The sequence below is a fragment of the Roseateles sp. genome (assembly GCF_047654805.1).
Lineage (GTDB): Bacteria > Pseudomonadota > Gammaproteobacteria > Burkholderiales > Burkholderiaceae_C > Pelomonas.
Genome location: NZ_JASGIV010000001.1, coordinates 2,458,129 through 2,473,151 on the forward strand (window position 1 = coordinate 2,458,129; position 15,023 = coordinate 2,473,151).

General features: G+C 65.2%; 13 protein-coding genes and 3 pseudogenes. 9 read left to right on the plus strand and 7 right to left on the minus strand.

The window, feature by feature from the left end:
- The first annotated feature begins 4 nt into the window (after nucleotides 1–4).
- From QM732_RS10945 to QM732_RS10970, 6 genes are all read left to right on the plus strand, one after another.
- On the plus strand, nucleotides 5–3,157 hold the full coding sequence (locus QM732_RS10945; RefSeq protein WP_415656181.1) for an efflux RND transporter permease subunit: 3,153 nt from the start codon (nucleotides 5–7) through the stop codon (nucleotides 3,155–3,157).
- Nucleotides 3,150–4,556, plus strand: a complete 1,407-nt coding sequence (locus QM732_RS10950) for an efflux transporter outer membrane subunit (protein WP_415656182.1) — start codon at nucleotides 3,150–3,152, stop codon at nucleotides 4,554–4,556. The genes QM732_RS10945 and QM732_RS10950 overlap by 8 nt, the downstream gene beginning before the upstream one ends.
- A 17-nt stretch (nucleotides 4,557–4,573) precedes the next feature.
- The gene (locus QM732_RS10955; protein WP_415656183.1) at nucleotides 4,574–5,173 is read left to right on the plus strand and encodes a TetR/AcrR family transcriptional regulator; all 600 of its coding nucleotides are present in this window, start codon (nucleotides 4,574–4,576) and stop codon (nucleotides 5,171–5,173) included.
- 69 nt (nucleotides 5,174–5,242) lie between these two features.
- Nucleotides 5,243–5,878 carry a thymidylate synthase gene (gene thyA / locus QM732_RS10960; protein ID WP_415656184.1) on the plus strand — a complete coding sequence of 212 codons (636 nt, stop codon included), beginning with the start codon at nucleotides 5,243–5,245 and terminating at the stop codon, nucleotides 5,876–5,878.
- Between the two features lie 105 nt (nucleotides 5,879–5,983).
- A complete protein-coding gene (locus QM732_RS10965) occupies nucleotides 5,984–6,778 on the plus strand; it encodes a thymidylate synthase (protein WP_415656185.1) in 795 nt (264 codons plus the stop codon).
- Nucleotides 6,779–6,800: 22 nt separating this feature from the next.
- On the plus strand, nucleotides 6,801–7,439 hold the full coding sequence (locus QM732_RS10970) for a hypothetical protein (RefSeq protein ID WP_415656186.1): 639 nt from the start codon (nucleotides 6,801–6,803) through the stop codon (nucleotides 7,437–7,439).
- Between the two features lie 252 nt (nucleotides 7,440–7,691).
- Here QM732_RS10970 and QM732_RS10975 read toward each other — a convergent pair.
- Nucleotides 7,692–7,847, minus strand: a pseudogene (locus QM732_RS10975) (transposase domain-containing protein); the annotation flags it as partial.
- Between the two features lie 54 nt (nucleotides 7,848–7,901).
- On the opposite strand from QM732_RS10975, the gene QM732_RS10980 reads away from it, so the two are divergent.
- On the plus strand, nucleotides 7,902–8,933 hold the full coding sequence (locus QM732_RS10980) for an IS5 family transposase (protein WP_415655568.1): 1,032 nt from the start codon (nucleotides 7,902–7,904) through the stop codon (nucleotides 8,931–8,933).
- Nucleotides 8,934–9,135: 202 nt separating this feature from the next.
- Here QM732_RS10980 and QM732_RS10985 read toward each other — a convergent pair.
- The 5 genes and pseudogenes from QM732_RS10985 to QM732_RS11005 form a co-directional block, all read right to left on the minus strand.
- Nucleotides 9,136–10,712, minus strand: a pseudogene (locus QM732_RS10985) (IS3 family transposase).
- Between the two features lie 68 nt (nucleotides 10,713–10,780).
- Nucleotides 10,781–11,284 (minus strand): annotated as a pseudogene (locus QM732_RS10990) (IS66 family transposase); the annotation flags it as partial.
- Between the two features lie 51 nt (nucleotides 11,285–11,335).
- Nucleotides 11,336–11,689 (minus strand): IS66 family insertion sequence element accessory protein TnpB, encoded by a 354-nt coding sequence (tnpB, locus tag QM732_RS10995; protein ID WP_415656187.1) that lies wholly within the window; start codon nucleotides 11,687–11,689, stop codon nucleotides 11,336–11,338.
- A complete protein-coding gene (gene tnpA, locus QM732_RS11000; RefSeq protein WP_415656188.1) occupies nucleotides 11,665–12,012 on the minus strand; it encodes an IS66-like element accessory protein TnpA in 348 nt (115 codons plus the stop codon). Before tnpA ends, tnpB begins: the two co-directional genes overlap by 25 nt.
- Nucleotides 12,013–12,191: 179 nt before the next feature.
- A complete protein-coding gene (locus tag QM732_RS11005; protein ID WP_415656189.1) occupies nucleotides 12,192–12,668 on the minus strand; it encodes a MarR family winged helix-turn-helix transcriptional regulator in 477 nt (158 codons plus the stop codon).
- A gap of 50 nt (nucleotides 12,669–12,718) precedes the next feature.
- On the opposite strand from QM732_RS11005, the gene QM732_RS11010 reads away from it, so the two are divergent.
- Complete coding sequence (locus tag QM732_RS11010; RefSeq protein WP_415656190.1) at nucleotides 12,719–13,999, plus strand: MFS transporter; 1,281 nt, start codon at nucleotides 12,719–12,721, stop codon at nucleotides 13,997–13,999.
- A 21-nt stretch (nucleotides 14,000–14,020) separates the two neighbouring features.
- On the opposite strand, the gene QM732_RS11015 is transcribed toward QM732_RS11010, so the two are convergent.
- On the minus strand, nucleotides 14,021–14,608 hold the full coding sequence (locus tag QM732_RS11015; protein WP_415656191.1) for a hypothetical protein: 588 nt from the start codon (nucleotides 14,606–14,608) through the stop codon (nucleotides 14,021–14,023).
- Between QM732_RS11015 and thyA (QM732_RS11020) the strand changes: the two genes are divergently transcribed.
- Nucleotides 14,607–15,023 (plus strand): thymidylate synthase, encoded by a 417-nt coding sequence (gene thyA / locus QM732_RS11020; RefSeq protein WP_415659368.1) that lies wholly within the window; start codon nucleotides 14,607–14,609, stop codon nucleotides 15,021–15,023. The genes QM732_RS11015 and thyA (QM732_RS11020) overlap by 2 nt on opposite strands.

Below are 15,023 nucleotides of genomic sequence, written 5' to 3' on the forward strand. Positions count from 1 at the left end.
AACCATGTCCCGTTTCTTCATCGACCGCCCCATCTTCGCGTGGGTGCTGGCCATCGTCATCATGCTGGCCGGCGCGCTGTCCATCCGCACGCTGCCCATCTCGCAGTACCCCAGCATCGCGCCGCCCCAGGTGTCGATCAACGCGAGCTACCCCGGCGCCTCCGCCAAGACGCTGGAAGACACCGTCACCCAGGTCATCGAGCAAAAGCTCAAGGGCATCGACGGCATGACCTACATGTCGTCCACGTCGGACTCGCAGGGCAACGCCAGCATCACGCTGACCTTCACGGCCAACACCGACCCCGACACCGCCCAGGTGCAGGTCCAGAACAAGCTGCAGTCGGCGACGCCGCTGCTGCCGCAGGAGGTGCAGCGCCAGGGCGTGCAGGTGGTCAAGTCCACCAGCAACTTCCTGATGGTGGTGGGCTTCGTGTCCGAGGACGGCAAGCAGTCGCAGGTCGACCTGTCGGACTACGTCTCCACCAACGTGCTCGACCCGCTGAGCCGCGTGGAAGGCGTGGGCGAGGTGCAGCTGTTCGGTGCGCAGTACGCCATGCGCATCTGGCTCAACCCGAACCAGTTGACGCAGCACAACCTCACCCCGGCCGACGTGTCGGCCGCCATCCAGGCGCAGAACGCGCAGGTGTCCGCCGGGCAGCTGGGTGCCGCGCCCGCTGACGTGGGCCAGCAGATCAACGCCACCGTGACGGCGCAGAGCCGGCTGCAGACGCCGGAGCAGTTCCGCAACATCGTGCTGAAGACCGGCACGGACGGCTCGGCAGTGCACCTGCGCGACGTGGCCCGCGTGGAGCTGGGCGCAGAGAGCTACGCCACCGTGTCGCGCTACAACGGCAAGCCCGCCGCGGGCCTGGCCGTCAAGCTGGCCACCGGCGCCAACGCGCTGGCCACGGCCAAGGCGGTGGAGGCCGAGCTCAAGCACATGGAGCCCTTCATGCCTGCGGGCGTGAAGGCCGTCGTCGCCTACGACAGCACGCCCTTCGTCGAGGTGTCCATCCACGAGGTGGTGAAGACGCTCATCGAGGCCATCGTGCTGGTGTTCCTGGTGATGTACCTGTTCCTGCAGAATTTCCGCGCCACGCTGATCCCGACGATCGCGGTGCCGGTGGTGCTGCTGGGCACCTTCGGCGTGATGGCCGCGGCAGGCTTCTCCATCAACACGCTGACGATGTTCGGCCTGGTGCTGGCCATCGGCCTGCTGGTGGACGACGCCATCGTCGTCGTCGAGAACGTGGAACGCGTGATGACCGAGGAGGGCCTGTCGCCCGTGGAGGCCACGCGCAAGTCCATGGGCCAGATCACCGGCGCTCTGGTGGGCATCGCCCTCGTGCTGTCGGCCGTGTTCGTGCCCATGGCCTTCTTCGGCGGCTCCACCGGCGTCATCTACCGCCAGTTCTCCATCACCATCGTGTCGGCCATGGTGCTGTCGGTGTTCGTCGCGCTGGTGCTGACGCCGGCGCTGTGCGCCACGCTGCTCAAGCCCGGCCACGGTCCCGCCACGCGCGGCTTCTTCGGTGCCTTCAACCGCCGCTTCGACGCCACCGCCCAGGGCTACCAGGGCATCGTGGCCGGCATGATCCGCCGCTGGGGTCGCCAGTTCATCGTCTACGGCCTCATCGTGGTGGGCATGGCGGCACTGTTCATGCGCCTGCCCACGTCGTTCCTGCCGGACGAGGACCAGGGCATCCTGTTCACCCAGGTGCAGCTGCCGTCCGGCGCCACGCAGGGCCGCACGCTGGACGTGCTCAAGCGCGTGGAGAACCACTTCCTGACGAACGAGAAGGACAACGTCGAGTCGGTGTTCGCCGTCATCGGCTTCAGCTTCGCCGGCCGTGGCGAGAACATGGCCATGGGCTTCGTGAAGCTCAAGGACTGGAGCGAGCGCAAGAGCGCCGCGCAGAGCGTGACGGCAGTGGCCGGCCGCGCGATGGGCGCCTTCATGCAGTTCCGCGACGCCTCGGCCTTCGCCTTCGCGCCGCCCTCCGTACCGGGCCTGGGCACGTCCAGCGGCTTCGACGCCTACTTGCAGGACCAGTCCGGCGCCGGCCGCGACGCGCTGATGGCCGCGCGCAACCAGTTCCTCGGCGCCGCCGCCAAGGACCCTCGCCTGTCCGCCGTGCGGCCCAACGGGCTGGAGGACGCCGCCCAGCTGCGCCTGGACGTGGACACCGCCAAGGCCGGCGCCCTGGGCGTGACGGTCAGCGACATCAACAGCCTGCTGTCCTCCGCCTGGGGCGGCAGCTACGTGAACGACTTCATCGACCGTGGCCGCGTGAAGAAGGTCTACATGCAGGCCGACGCCGCCTATCGCATGCAGCCTGACGACCTCAACAGCTGGCGCGTGCGCAATGCCTCGGGCCAGATGGTGCCGTTCTCGGCCTTCGGCACCGCGAGCTGGGAACAGGGCCCCGCACGACTGGAGCGCTACAACGGGTTGCCCGCCGTCGAGGTGCTGGGTGGCGCGGCGCCGGGCAAGAGCTCCGGCGTGGCGATGAAGGCCGTCGAGGAGATCGCCGCGCAGCTGCCCGGCGGCGTGGGCCTGAGCTGGACGGGCATGTCCTACCAGGAACGCCTGACCGGCGACCAGGCGCCCATGCTGTACGCGATCTCGCTGCTGGTCGTGTTCCTGTGCCTGGCCGCGCTGTACGAGAGCTGGAGCATCCCGTTCTCGGTGATGCTGGTGGTGCCGCTGGGCGTCATCGGCGCGCTGCTGGCCGCCACGCTGCGCGGGCTGTCCAACGACGTGTACTTCCAGGTCGGCCTGCTGACCACCATCGGCCTGTCGGCCAAGAACGCCATCCTGATCGTGGAGTTCGCCAAGGAGCAGATGGAGGCCGGCAAGGATGCCGTCACCGCCACGCTGGAGGCAGTGCGCCTGCGGCTGCGCCCCATCCTGATGACGTCGCTGGCCTTCGCCCTGGGCGTGCTGCCGCTGGCCATCGCCACCGGCGCCGGCTCCGGCAGCCAGAACGCCATCGGCACCGGCGTGCTGGGCGGCATGCTGAGCGCCACCGTGCTGGGCATCTTCTTCGTGCCCGTCTTCTTCGTCGCCGTGCGGCGCTGGTTCCCGGCCCGCGCCGAGCAGCCGGCCGCCCCGGCCGCCGCGACCCAAGCCCTGGAGGGCCAGTCACATGCGTAACTTCCTCATCCCCACGCTGCTGGCCGCGAGCCTGACGCTTGCCGGCTGCGTCAGCATGGCGCCGGCATACGAGCGCCCCGCCGCGCCCGTGGCCACGCAATGGCCCGTGCCGCAGGCAAAGACGGCCGACGCCAAGGCCACCGACATCGGCTGGCGCGAGTTCTTCACCGACACCACGCTGCAGCAGCTCATCGAGCAGGCGCTGGCCAACAACCGCGACCTGCGCGTGGCGGTGCTGAACGTGGAACGCGCCCAGGCGCAGTACGGCGTGCAGCGGGCCGACCGGATGCCCACCGTGAGCGCCGGCGCGGGCCAGACCGCGACGAGTGCGCCCGGTGGCACCATCACCCGCCAATACACAGCCACGCTGGGCGTCAGCGCCTATGAGCTGGACCTGTTCGGCCGCGTGAAGAGCCTCAACGATGCGGCGCTGCAGCAGTACCTCGCCAGCGACGACGCCCGCCGCAGTGCGCAGATCGGTCTGGTCGCCCAGGTGGCCGGCGGCTATCTGACGCTGGCCGCCGACCAGGAGCGGCTGCGCGTGGCCGAGCAGACGCTGCTGGCCCGCCAGGACAGCCTGCGGCTGACGCAGCGCCTGCAGGCTGCCGGCGTGTCGTCCACGCTGGACCTGCGCCAGGCCGAGATCGCCGCCGAGACCGCACAGAGCGACCTCGCCAGCCTGACGGCCCAGGTCGCGCAGGACCGCCACGCGCTGGAGCTGCTGGTGGGTCAGCCGCTGACGCCCGCCCAGTGGCCCACCGCCGGCACTGCAGCCCCGGTGACGCAGCTGGCCGAGCTGTCGGCCGGCCTGCCCTCCGACACTCTGCTGGCCCGCCCCGACGTGCAGCAGGCCGAGCGCGCGCTGCAGGCAGCCAACGCCAACATCGGCGCGGCACGCGCCGCCTTCTTCCCGCGCATCAGCCTCACGGCCAGCGCCGGCACGGCCAGCAGCGAACTCGATGGCCTGTTCCGCTCAGGCTCGGGCATGTGGAGCTTCATCCCGCAGGTGTCGCTGCCCATCTTCGACGCCGGCCGCAACCAGGCCAACCTGAAGGTGGCCCAGGTGGACCGCGACATCGCCGTGGCCCAGTACGAGAAGGCCATCCAGTCAGCCTTCCGCGACGTGGCCGACGCGCTCGCGCAGCGCGCCACGCTGGGACAGCAGGTGGCGTCGCAGCAGCGGCTGGTGACGCAGACCCAGGACGCGCTGCGCCTGGCCGAGGCCCGCTACGAGAAGGGCGTGGACGACCGCCTCGCCACACTGGACGCACAGCGCTCGCTGTACGCGGCCCAGCAGGGCCTGATCGCCGCGCGGCTGGCCCAGCAGGTCAACCGCGTGACGCTGTACAAGGCGCTGGGAGGCGGCGCGGGCGCCGCAGCGCCACAATCCGCCTCCTGATCGACTCCGCCACCGCCATGTCCGTCCCTTCAGACCGCACCCTCGCCCGCCGCCAGCAGGTGCTGGAAGCCGCTGCCGAGTGCTTTCGCAGGCGCGGCTTCCACGCTGCCAGCATGGCCGAGATCGCGAAGACGGCGGGCATGAGCCCGGGCCACATCTACAACCTGTTCGAGAACAAGGACGACATCATCGCGGCCATCGTCGAGCGGGACTGCGAGGAGGTGCTGGGCCGCATCGCCGAGTTCCGGCAGGAGGGCGACCTGCTGCAAAAGATGCTGGCCTCCACGGAGCAGGCCATCGACAAGCACAGCCAGGTGTCCGAGGCGGCGCTGCAACTGGAGGTGCTGGCCGAGGCCAGCCGCAACCCCAAGCTCGCCGCCGTGGTGCACCGCAGCGAGGCGCTGGTCAACGACAAGGCCCAGGAGCTGATCCGGCTGAGCCTGGGCTCGCGCGCGGACACGCTGCCGCCCGACGAGATCCAGGGCCGTGCGCTGATGCTGGGCGCCCTCTTCAACGGCCTGACGGCGCTGAGCGTGCGCCGCCCGGACATGGCGGCGCTGTCGCCGCAGATGGCGCCCGTCATGCGCCGCATGCTCAACGTCATCCTCGCCGACTGAGTCCGGTAGCCGGCTCCGGGCCGCAGCGATAATTTGGGCTGATCCCAAACCAGAAGGCCATTGGCAAACATGCGGCTGCCGGAACACCAGTACCTCGACCTCCTCGCCCATATCCTCGAGAACGGCGACAAGCGGGTGGACCGGACCGGTGTGGGCACGCTGTCGGTCTTCGGCACGCTGTGCCGCTTCCCGCTGGCCGGCGGCCAGGCCCCCATCCTGACGACCAAGCGCGTCTACTGGAAGACGGCGGTCAAGGAGATGTTGTGGTTCCTCACCGGCGGCACCAACATCCGGCCGCTGCTGCAGGAGAACGTCCGCATCTGGACCGACTGGCCGCTGGCCAAGTACCGAAAGGCGACGGGCGATGCGATCACGCAGGAGGCCTTCAAGCTGCGCATCGTCGAGGACGCCGCATTTGCCGCCCGATGGGGCGAACTGGGCCCGGTGTACGGCAAGCAGTGGCGCCGCTGGCTGGGCGCCGACGGCCGCGAGCATGACCAGATCGCGGGCGTGCTGGACGCGTTGAAGAACAACCCGGCCAGCCGGCGCATCCTCTTTCACGCTTGGAACGTGCCGGACATCCCCGACATGGCCTTGCCGCCCTGCCACGTCAATCTTCGCCCCGCGCGGTACACATCTCCCTCTTCTCCCAGGGGCGGACGCGCGATTTCGATGTGTACCGGTACACAACCGACCCTTCACTGACCCGCCGGCGAAGCCGCTTGTGGATAACTTTGTTGTCCGGCGCGCGATGAGCCTATACAAGTCGTGGTGACATCCGTCGCCGGCCCAACCTAGACACGACACCCCATGCAGCAATACCTCGACCTTCTTCAGCGCGTCATGGAAGAAGGAACCGACCGGCCGGACCGGACAGGAACTGGAACCCGCGCAGTCTTCGGCCACCAGATGCGGTTCAATCTGGCGAAGGGCTTTCCGGTCCTAACAACGAAGAAGCTGCATCTTCGGTCAATCATTGTTGAGCTACTTTGGTTTCTCCGTGGAGATACCAACATCAAATGGCTCAAAGAACACAACGTCTCAATTTGGGACGAGTGGGCTGATGAGAATGGCGACCTCGGCCCGGTGTACGGCAAACAATGGCGCCATTGGACGGCCCCGGATGGCCGCAATATCGACCAGATCGCTGAGCTTATTCATCAAATCAAACGCGACCCGAACTCTCGCCGGCAGCTTGTTACTGCCTGGAACCCCGGCGAGCTCAAGCAGATGAAACTCGCCCCGTGCCACTGTCTATTCCAAACGGCAGTGATTGGAAACAAGCTTCACCTCCAGCTCTACCAACGCTCCTGCGATGTTTTCTTGGGCGTCCCATTCAATATCGCCAGCTACGCATTGCTGCAGCTGATGATTGCCCAGCAGTGCGATTTGGAGCCTGGAGACTTTGTTTGGACAGGTGGCGACGTCCACATTTACAGCAATCATTTCGAGCAAGTCAAACTGCAGATGACGCGCGATCCGCGTCCCGCTCCGAAAATGAACATTCTTCGGAAGCCTGACTCAATCGACGGGTATGTCCTTGAGGACTTCCAGCTGACAGAGTACGACCCACACCCCCACATCAAGGGCGAAGTAGCCGTCTGAGAATCCAGAAACGAGGCCAACCTTGACCGCAACGAGAGGCATTCTTCGACGGTATACGGACCTGGCCTCGCTGCTTGATTTGCTGCATCGGCGAGAAATTACACTTCTGCTGCCAAGCACATGGGATGACAGGAACGACCGACTGCTGATGGAGACATATCGCAAAGCAAAGGGTCTTGAAACCCTGCTTGCGCTGTGCCTGAGCGAACGCGCCGAGACCTATCATCACTGGAAGGTCTTTACCGACCGCAATAACGGCGTGTGCATCCTCTTTCATCGCACTAAGTTGCGCGATGCAATGAAGAAGAGCAAGGTGAACCTCCGAAGAATGAGCTACCTCACGTTCAGCGAACTAGACGCTGAAACGATCCCAACAGCTCGACTTCCATACCTAAAGCGTTCTGCTTTTAAGGACGAAGGCGAAGTTCGTGCAGTTTACGAAAACGCTCAAAAAGAAGCTGAGCTTAAAAAGGTTCCCATCGACCTCAGCGTGATCGAAGGCATCAGCCTGAATCCATGGATGGCGAAGCCAGTGGCAGACTCGATCATTGCAATCATCGAGCAGATGACGCCAAATCTCCCCTTCGAGATAACGCGGTCGAACCTTATTGAATCCAGGGTCTGGCGAAAGTTCGCCGAGAAATACCCAGAGCAAAGTTGACCTCCCCGGGCGGAATCCTTGATGCAAGGCGTAGTAAGTCCAGGTTTGCTTCGCCATCGACATGCCTGCAAAGCTCAACGCCGCCCTACTCGAGTCAGCTCGGGCGGCGATCTGTAAGCGTCCGGCAAAGGCATCCGGCTGACAAATTTACTATGCTATTGCCCCGAAATTTACTATGTTGTTTGCCTTGCTCTTCATAGCAACCCATTGATTTAAAGCAAGTTTCTTGCTTCACGCGCGCGCAGAGGCAGCTCAGCTGAGAGTCTGCCGGCGATGCGGCAGCAGCTCGTCGATTCGGTTGGCAGGGTGCGTTGGCAACCGCTTCAGAACGTCGCTCAGATAGGCGTAGGGATCAAGCCCGTTGAGCTTGGCCGAGTGAATGAGGCTCATCACAGCCGCGGCCCGAGACCGCTGCATAACTTCCCCGATGCGCAGTCCTGATGTGTGCGGTGCAATCGGGACATGGACAGCTTCTTCCTGATGGGTGCCAAGCCGTTGGTCCAGGACTCGCCGACGATGAAGTTGCACGAGTTGCTGGACTGGGCCGAGATCGCGCACAAGCTCAAGGGTCTGTACAAGCGCGAGGCCACGCATGGCGGCGGCCCCGAGCCCTATGCGCCGCTGGCGATGTTCAAGCTGATGCTGCTGGGTCAGTGGCATGGCCTGTCGGACACGCAGCTGGAGCACGCACTGAAGGTGCGCCTGGACTTCATGGTGTTCACCGGCTTCGAGCCGGGTGAGGGCAGCTTCCCCGACGCCACGACGATCTGCCGCTTCCGCAACCGACTGGTGACGGCCAAGCTCGACCAGGTGCTGCTGCGCCGGATCAATGTGCAACTCGAAGGCCAGGGGCTGAAGGTGGCGGGCAGCCGCGGCGCGATCATCGACGCCACCATCATCGAGAGCGCCGCGCACCCGAACCAGCATCTCGAAGTCGATGACGACGGCGAGGCCGACATGGTGGACAGTGCCGACGATGAGGCGCGCTGGGTCAAGAAGGGCAAGGACGCCTTCTTCGGTTACCGCGGCTACAGCGCGGTGGACACCGAGGACGGCTATGTCGAGCACGTCGAGGTGCATCCGGCCAACCAGGCCGAAGTGAACAAGCTGCCCGGCATCGTCGACGCGCTCGTCGAACAGGGCATCCAGCCCGAGGGTGTGCTGGCCGACAAGGGCTATGCCAGTGCCGCCAACCGCGAGTACCTCAAGGGCAAAGGCATCGGCGACCTGATCCAGTTCAAAGGCAGCCGCGGCAAACCGGTGCATCCCTTGCAGACGCAGATGAACAAGGCCATCGCCACATTGCGCTACAAGGTCGAGCAGGGCTTCGGCACGATGAAACGGCGCTTCCATCTGAGCCGGGCGCGGTACTTCGGGGCGGCCAAGACACAGGCGCAGATGGCCTGGGCGGCATTGGGCTTGAACCTGCTCAAGGCGATGAGGAAGCTGCACAGTGGGCGGCTGCAGCCCTGTCCGGGCAGTAGTCCGTCCTGAGGGGGCGAAGGCCCCAGGGAACGGGCTCAAAAAGCGTCAAAACGGCCCGAAAACTCGATCCTTATTGCGCATCTCGAAATCCGAGCTGGCCTGGCCGTTCGCCACTCCTTGCGACGTCAGTTATGCAGCGGTCTCGGCCCGCTTGCCCGCGCGCAAGCTGCCGGCGAAGAGCCGGCGCGCGTCAATCTAGTTGTCGCCTCGGTTATGCAGCCAATGGCTGACTATCCTTGCTGCGCCGGGTCGCAGCGACGACAGAGTCGCGTTCTGGGTTGAGCGTGACGGCCGCGATGTGCGACCAGTCCCGCGTGCGGCCTGACCAGCGCGCCGGGTTGCGCTTTCGGGCCTTGTGATACACGTCGTGCCGGGCCGCGAGGAGCGCAACGTCCGCGCCGTCGTGGCGCTGCGCCGGGCTCACGTAGCGGATGCCGCTATGACGGTGGTCGTAGTTGTACCAATGCACGAACTCGCGCGCCCATTCGCGCGCGGCGCCGAGGTCGGCGAAGCCCTTGTCCGGGAACTCCGGCCGGTATTTGGCCGTGCGGAACAACGACTCCACGAAGGCGTTGTCATCGCTCACGCGAGGACGGGAGTACGAGGGCTTCACGCCCAGCCACCACAGCATCGCCAGCACCGTGGTGGCCTTGAGCGTGGCGCCGTTGTCGCCGTGCAGGACGGGCCTGTCGTCGCGCGGCAGGGCATGGATGCCCTCCGCCAACGCGGTGCGCTGCACGAGCCGCGCGGCGTGATCGCTGTCGTCCTCCTCATGCACCTCGAAGCCCACGATCTTGCGGCTGTAGACGTCCAGGATCAGGTACAGGAAGAACCAGCGCCCGACGACCTGCGTGGGCAGGAACGTCATATCCCAGCACCACAGCTGTCGCGGCGCGGTGGCGATGTGCGTGGTCGGCGGCCGGCTCTTGCGCGGCGCCTTAGCCCGCCCTCGATGGCGCATCTGGCCCTGGGCGCGCAGCACGCGTGCGAAGGTGGATTCGCTGGCGATGTACACGCCCTCGTCAGCCAGCATCGGCACGATGCGCGCCGGCGGCATGTCGGCGAAGCGCGGCTCGTTGGCCACGCGCAGGACCTCGGCGCGCTCGGCTTCGGTCAGCGCATGCGCGGGCACCGGGCGCATCGCTGCGGGCCTGCCATCGCCCGTTTCGAGGCCCTGGTGAGCATTCCAGCGCTGCAGGGTGCGTGCGGTGATACCCACCACCTCGCAGGCCTGGTGAAGCCGGGCTCCGGCTCGGCGCGCGACTTCAATGTTGCGGGCATGTTCTTGGCGATCTTCGAGGCCGATCATTCGTCCTCGCCCTGCGTGTTTCTTTGGAAGATCGCCGCCGTTTTTTTTGAAAGTACCAGCAGCGCTGCTGTCTCCGCCAGGGCCTTGTCTTTGCGGCGCACTTCGCGCTCGAGCTCCTTGATGCGACGCCGATCCTCGCGGGTCTGCGACGGGCTCGCGCGCGCCTCCTCGGGCGCGGCCAGGGCCTGCGTCGCACTGGTGCGCCACTGCAGCAATTGCTGCGGGTACACGCCGTTCTCGCGGCACCAGGCGCTGCGCGTGGCCTCGTCCATGGCCGCGGTCGTGATCACCGCCTCCAGCCGCGCGGCGGCCGTCCACTCGCGCTTTTGCAGCGGCTTGGACAGCGACTGCGCGCGCCAGCGCTCCAGCGTGTCCACACCGATGCCGATCTCACGCGACACCACCTCCGGCGGCGCGCTCTCCGGCGGCAGCATGCGCGCTACCGCCCGATCCTTGAATGCTTGTCCGTATCGAGCCAACTTCTTCTCTCATCGTCACCCCCAATTCTTCGGTTCTATCGGGGCGACAACCATTCTGACGCGGGGGGGAGCCAGTTCTGCCGCCCCAGCGCAATCGGCCGGATTCGGTTCTCCACCCAGTTGTTGTCGATGGGCAGATCGCCGTCACCGAGGTAGCGGGTCAGCGCCGTCCAGCGCTTGAGGCTGTAGTCGATGGCACGGGCGGTGGCTGAGCCCTCCGGCACGCGCTGGCGCTGTTGCCGGAGCCACTGGTTCAGTGCATCGGCCAACGGCCGGGCTGCTCGACGGGCTTCGAGCCTGGCTTGGCTGTCGGCGTTGGCCGCTGCTCGCTCCACCTCGTAGAGCTGGCCGAAGAACTTCAGCGCCTGCTCGCCGACCTGGCTGCCGTGGTTAGCCCAGAGTTCGTGGAACTTGCGCCGGGCGTGCGCCATGCAGCCGGCCTCCCTCACGCCCAGCTCGAAGCAGGCCTTGTAGCCGGCAAAGTCATCGCACACGAGTTTGCCCTGCCAAGCTGGCTTGCCCGGCGTTCCCGGCAAGCCAAGGAAGTCACGGGCGTGCTGGCCACCACGGCTGCCCGGCGCAGACCGAGCTGCCCATCGGCAGATGCCGCAATGGACGCCGAGCTACAGCAGCGTGATGACGCCAGCCTCGCCGACGTGCTGCCAGGGCAGACCCAGCAGCAGGGCGTCGAACTGGGCGCGGCTCAGGCTCAGCGTGCAGGCCACGTCGCGCGGCCAGACGAAGCGGCCGGCGTTCAAGCGGCGGGCCGCCAGCCACACGCCGATGCCGTCATGCACGAGCACCTTCATCCGGTTGGCGCGGCGGTTGGCGAAGAGGTAGGCATGATGGGGCCGGGCAGCACCGAAGACAGCAACCACGCGCCGCAGGGCTGCTTCGGTGCCGGCGCGCATGTCCAGTGGCTCGACCGCCAGCCAAACGGCGTCGACGCGGATCACCGCAACAACTCGCGAGTCCACGCGGCGAGCTCTGTCGCCGCGCTGACCGGCCAGGTGACCGTGATCGAGAGTGGCCCGCGCCTGAGTTCGACTCGGACATCAGGCGCCACCGCGGAGGACTCCGTCGGCGCAGGAAGCGTGAGCGCGATGAACTCGCTTGTATTGGCGAGTCCGGTAGTAGCCTGGCCATGAGATAGCTGCCTCCAGCGGTGAACGACGTTGGCATTGATGCCATGAGCCATCGCCACCTTGGCCACCGACGCGCCGGGCTCGCTGCATTCGGCCAGCACCTGCGCCTTCTTCAACTCGCTGTATCGCCGCCGTGTCTTCTTGTCGCTTGTCATGCGTCCACCTACGTTACGTGGACAGCATCCTTGTCGCAGGCGACTGCCGGTTCAAGATGACTTTGCCGGACGGATACGGCGATCTGGATTCGGCGCACCTCGTTCGCACATACGGACACGTCGACTAAGCGGCACCAACCGGTCGCGCGACTCGACTGGATGCCCGCTCGGCTCCGCACTCACTCACCAACACTCCCTTTATCGTGCATAGCCGCGAGACATTCGTCTAGTACGTCATGAAGTCGCTGCACAAGGTCGTTTCCCAATCGGTCATTGAACGTTTCCTGGGCGCGCCGCCATGCCCTTTTTGCAAGCGCGTGCTTCGCCAACCCCGCTTCGGTCACCTCAACTTGTCGGCTGCGCCCATCGTCGCCAGGCCCGACTCTGACCCATCCTTGTGCCATCAGTGGTTGTAGGTTTCGGGTCAAAGTAGAAGCATCCATCTCCATTGCTGAGGCCAGCTGCCCTGGTCGTACCGGGGCCATCCGGATGATGTGCGACAGCAAGGAATACTGGGTCGTCTTGAGGTCAACGCTCGCCACGACAGCATCGAAATGCTGGCTGACCCGCCGGGATAACTGCCTGATCTTGAGGCTGCTACAGCCTCGAGGGGAAACCGTCGGTGTCTTAGGGTCTCTGGAACCGATTGAGTTCATTTCATGATTGTAGCTACAATCATTGCAATTACAACAATCCTGGTGGTCCGATGCTCGCCCAACTTACATCCAAGGCTCTCGGTCGACGCGGTATCCACTATGGATGGGTCGTGGCCGCAGTGACCTTTCTTGCCATGTTGACCACTTCGGCTGCACTTGGCCTGCCCGGAGCCATGCTGCAGCCGCTGAGCAAAGAATTTGGCTGGACCACGGATCAACTGTCATCGGTGTTCGCAGTGCGATTCGCGCTCTTCGGGCTACTCGGCCCGTTCGCGGCCCTGTTCATAGCCCGCTTCGGCCTTGGCCGAATCATGGTCGTAGCAGCTGCATTCATTGCGGTATCTATGGCGTTGGCCACGGCCGTCACGCAGCTCTGGCAGTTGTTTTTGCTTTGGGGTCTCGTCCTGGGGTGCGGCACAGGGCTGACAGCACTCGTGTTGGGCGCCATGGTGGCAAACCGCTGGTTCACAGCCAACCGAGGCCTCGTCGTCGGGTTGTTTGCAGCAAGCACAGCTACGGGCCAGCTGATATTTCTGCCCGCTGCGGCCTGGATCATTGAACATCTGGGATGGCGGTACGCGGTGCTACCCATTGTGTTGGCTTGCGTCGCGGTTGCCCTGCTCGCAGTCATGTTTATGCGCGACCATCCGCATGAGGTTGGACTTCGCGCCTACGGAGAAGCGGAAGCCACTCCAGTGGCTTCAGCGAGCACGCCGGCAAAGCTGAACTTTCTCGCGCCTTTCACGACATTGGCCGAGGCCGCACGGCATCGAACTTTTTGGGTGCTCGCCGGCAGCTTCTTCATCTGCGGCCTGAGTACCAACGGCCTCGTACAAACCCACTTCATTTCCCTATGCGGCGACAACGGTTTGAGCGCAGTGCCGGCCGCTTCGGTCTTGGCCATGATGGGAGCCTTCGACCTTGTGGGCACGACGCTGTCGGGTTACCTCTCAGACCGTTACGACAATCGTAAGCTGCTGTTCTGGTACTACGCCTTGCGCGGGTTGTCCTTGTTCTGGCTGCCGTTCTCAACGTTCACGCTCTACGGCTTGTCGCTTTTTGCGATGTTCTACGGTCTCGATTGGATTGCAACGGTTCCGCCGACAGTCAAGCTTGCAGCGCAGTCCTTCGGCAAGGAAAGGGCCGGGCTGATCTTCGGCTGGGTGTTTGCTGCCCATCAGCTAGGCGCCGCTGTTGCCGCGTACGGTGCGGGGCTAACTCGCACCTTGCTCCTCACGTACAACCCAGCTCTCTTCGCAGCCGGCGCTGCGTGCCTCATCGCTGCCTTAATGGTGATGTCCGTACGTCGGATACAAACTGCAGTTGCGTGACCGTCACTTGAGGGTTGCGGCCTACGCGTCCAGTGACTCGAGCGCCGCCACGGTCCGCTGAGCCAGATTGAAGCCGAGCTGAACGGCCTGCTTGGTTCCGGCATCGGCTCGGCCTGATCCGACGTACACGTTCGCCGCACGCAGCGGCATCAGCAGCTCCTGCGCCGCCAGAAGGATGTCCACACCGCTGCGGTCCATCACGACATTCATCCGCCAGACCTGCAGCAATCGGTCAGCGTCTGCCAAGTGCAACCTCAGCTGTCGCTGCCACGGCTTGCTGGCGGGCAGCGAAGTCAGCAACGCCCGGATGAGCAGGTCCAGGTCTTTGATCGCCTTTGCTATGGCTTCGAGCTCAGGCGCCGGCTTCGTAGGAGGCGTCGATGCGTCCATGTCGTAGGGTCGGAACTCGTCCAGGGTGCTGCGCACGGTCGGAGGCACTGCCTCGGAGAAGAGCCAGTGCGCTCCCTCGGTCCTACCACGCACGACCCGGACCGTATCGCCCTGAATCGTCTTGTCGTCGCACGGGTGAAAGGCTGCCCAAGAGACCGAGTAGTGCACGGCCACGCCGGCATCGCTGACATCGACGTCAATGACCTCGATGTCCGTCATGCGAGCCAGCTCATCGAACTCCGCTTTGGCCCCGAAAAGAGATGTCAGAGATAACCACATGGTCTACCAGTTCCACACGACCAGTGACGGCCGGCTGAACTGCATGATGTTCCAGCGCAGCTGCGACATCTTGCTGGGCGCGCCCTTCAACTTCACCGGCGCCGTGGCGCTGCAGCTCATGCTGGCCCAACAGGCCGGCCTGGAGCCGGGCGAGTTCATCTGGGCAGGCGGCGACGTGCACCTGTACCTGAACCACGTCGACCAGGCGCGCGAGCAGCTGAGCCGCACGCCCCGCCCGGCGCCGACGATGCGCCTGCTCAGGAAGGCCCAGAGCATCGATGCCTACACCATCGACGACTTCGAGGTGGCCGGCTACGACCCGCACCCACCCATCAAGGCGGACGTCGCCGTCTGA

Excerpts from the sequence above, each read along its gene's own strand:
- QM732_RS10945 (WP_415656181.1), top strand. The coding sequence starts at position 5 with ATGTCCCGTTTCTTCATCGACCGCCCCATCTTCGCGTGGGTGCTGGCC.
- QM732_RS10950 (WP_415656182.1), top strand. The coding sequence starts at position 3,150 with ATGCGTAACTTCCTCATCCCCACGCTGCTGGCCGCGAGCCTGACGCTT.
- QM732_RS10955 (WP_415656183.1), top strand. The coding sequence starts at position 4,574 with ATGTCCGTCCCTTCAGACCGCACCCTCGCCCGCCGCCAGCAGGTGCTG.
- thyA (WP_415656184.1), top strand. The coding sequence starts at position 5,243 with ATGCGGCTGCCGGAACACCAGTACCTCGACCTCCTCGCCCATATCCTC.
- QM732_RS10965 (WP_415656185.1), top strand. The coding sequence starts at position 5,984 with ATGCAGCAATACCTCGACCTTCTTCAGCGCGTCATGGAAGAAGGAACC.
- QM732_RS10980 (WP_415655568.1), top strand. The coding sequence starts at position 7,902 with ATGGACAGCTTCTTCCTGATGGGTGCCAAGCCGTTGGTCCAGGACTCG.
- tnpA (WP_415656188.1), bottom strand. The coding sequence starts at position 12,012 with ATGACAAGCGACAAGAAGACACGGCGGCGATACAGCGAGTTGAAGAAG.
- QM732_RS11005 (WP_415656189.1), bottom strand. The coding sequence starts at position 12,668 with ATGAACTCAATCGGTTCCAGAGACCCTAAGACACCGACGGTTTCCCCT.
- QM732_RS11010 (WP_415656190.1), top strand. The coding sequence starts at position 12,719 with ATGCTCGCCCAACTTACATCCAAGGCTCTCGGTCGACGCGGTATCCAC.
- thyA (WP_415659368.1), top strand. The coding sequence starts at position 14,607 with ATGCGAGCCAGCTCATCGAACTCCGCTTTGGCCCCGAAAAGAGATGTC.
- QM732_RS11015 (WP_415656191.1), bottom strand. The coding sequence starts at position 14,608 with ATGACGGACATCGAGGTCATTGACGTCGATGTCAGCGATGCCGGCGTG.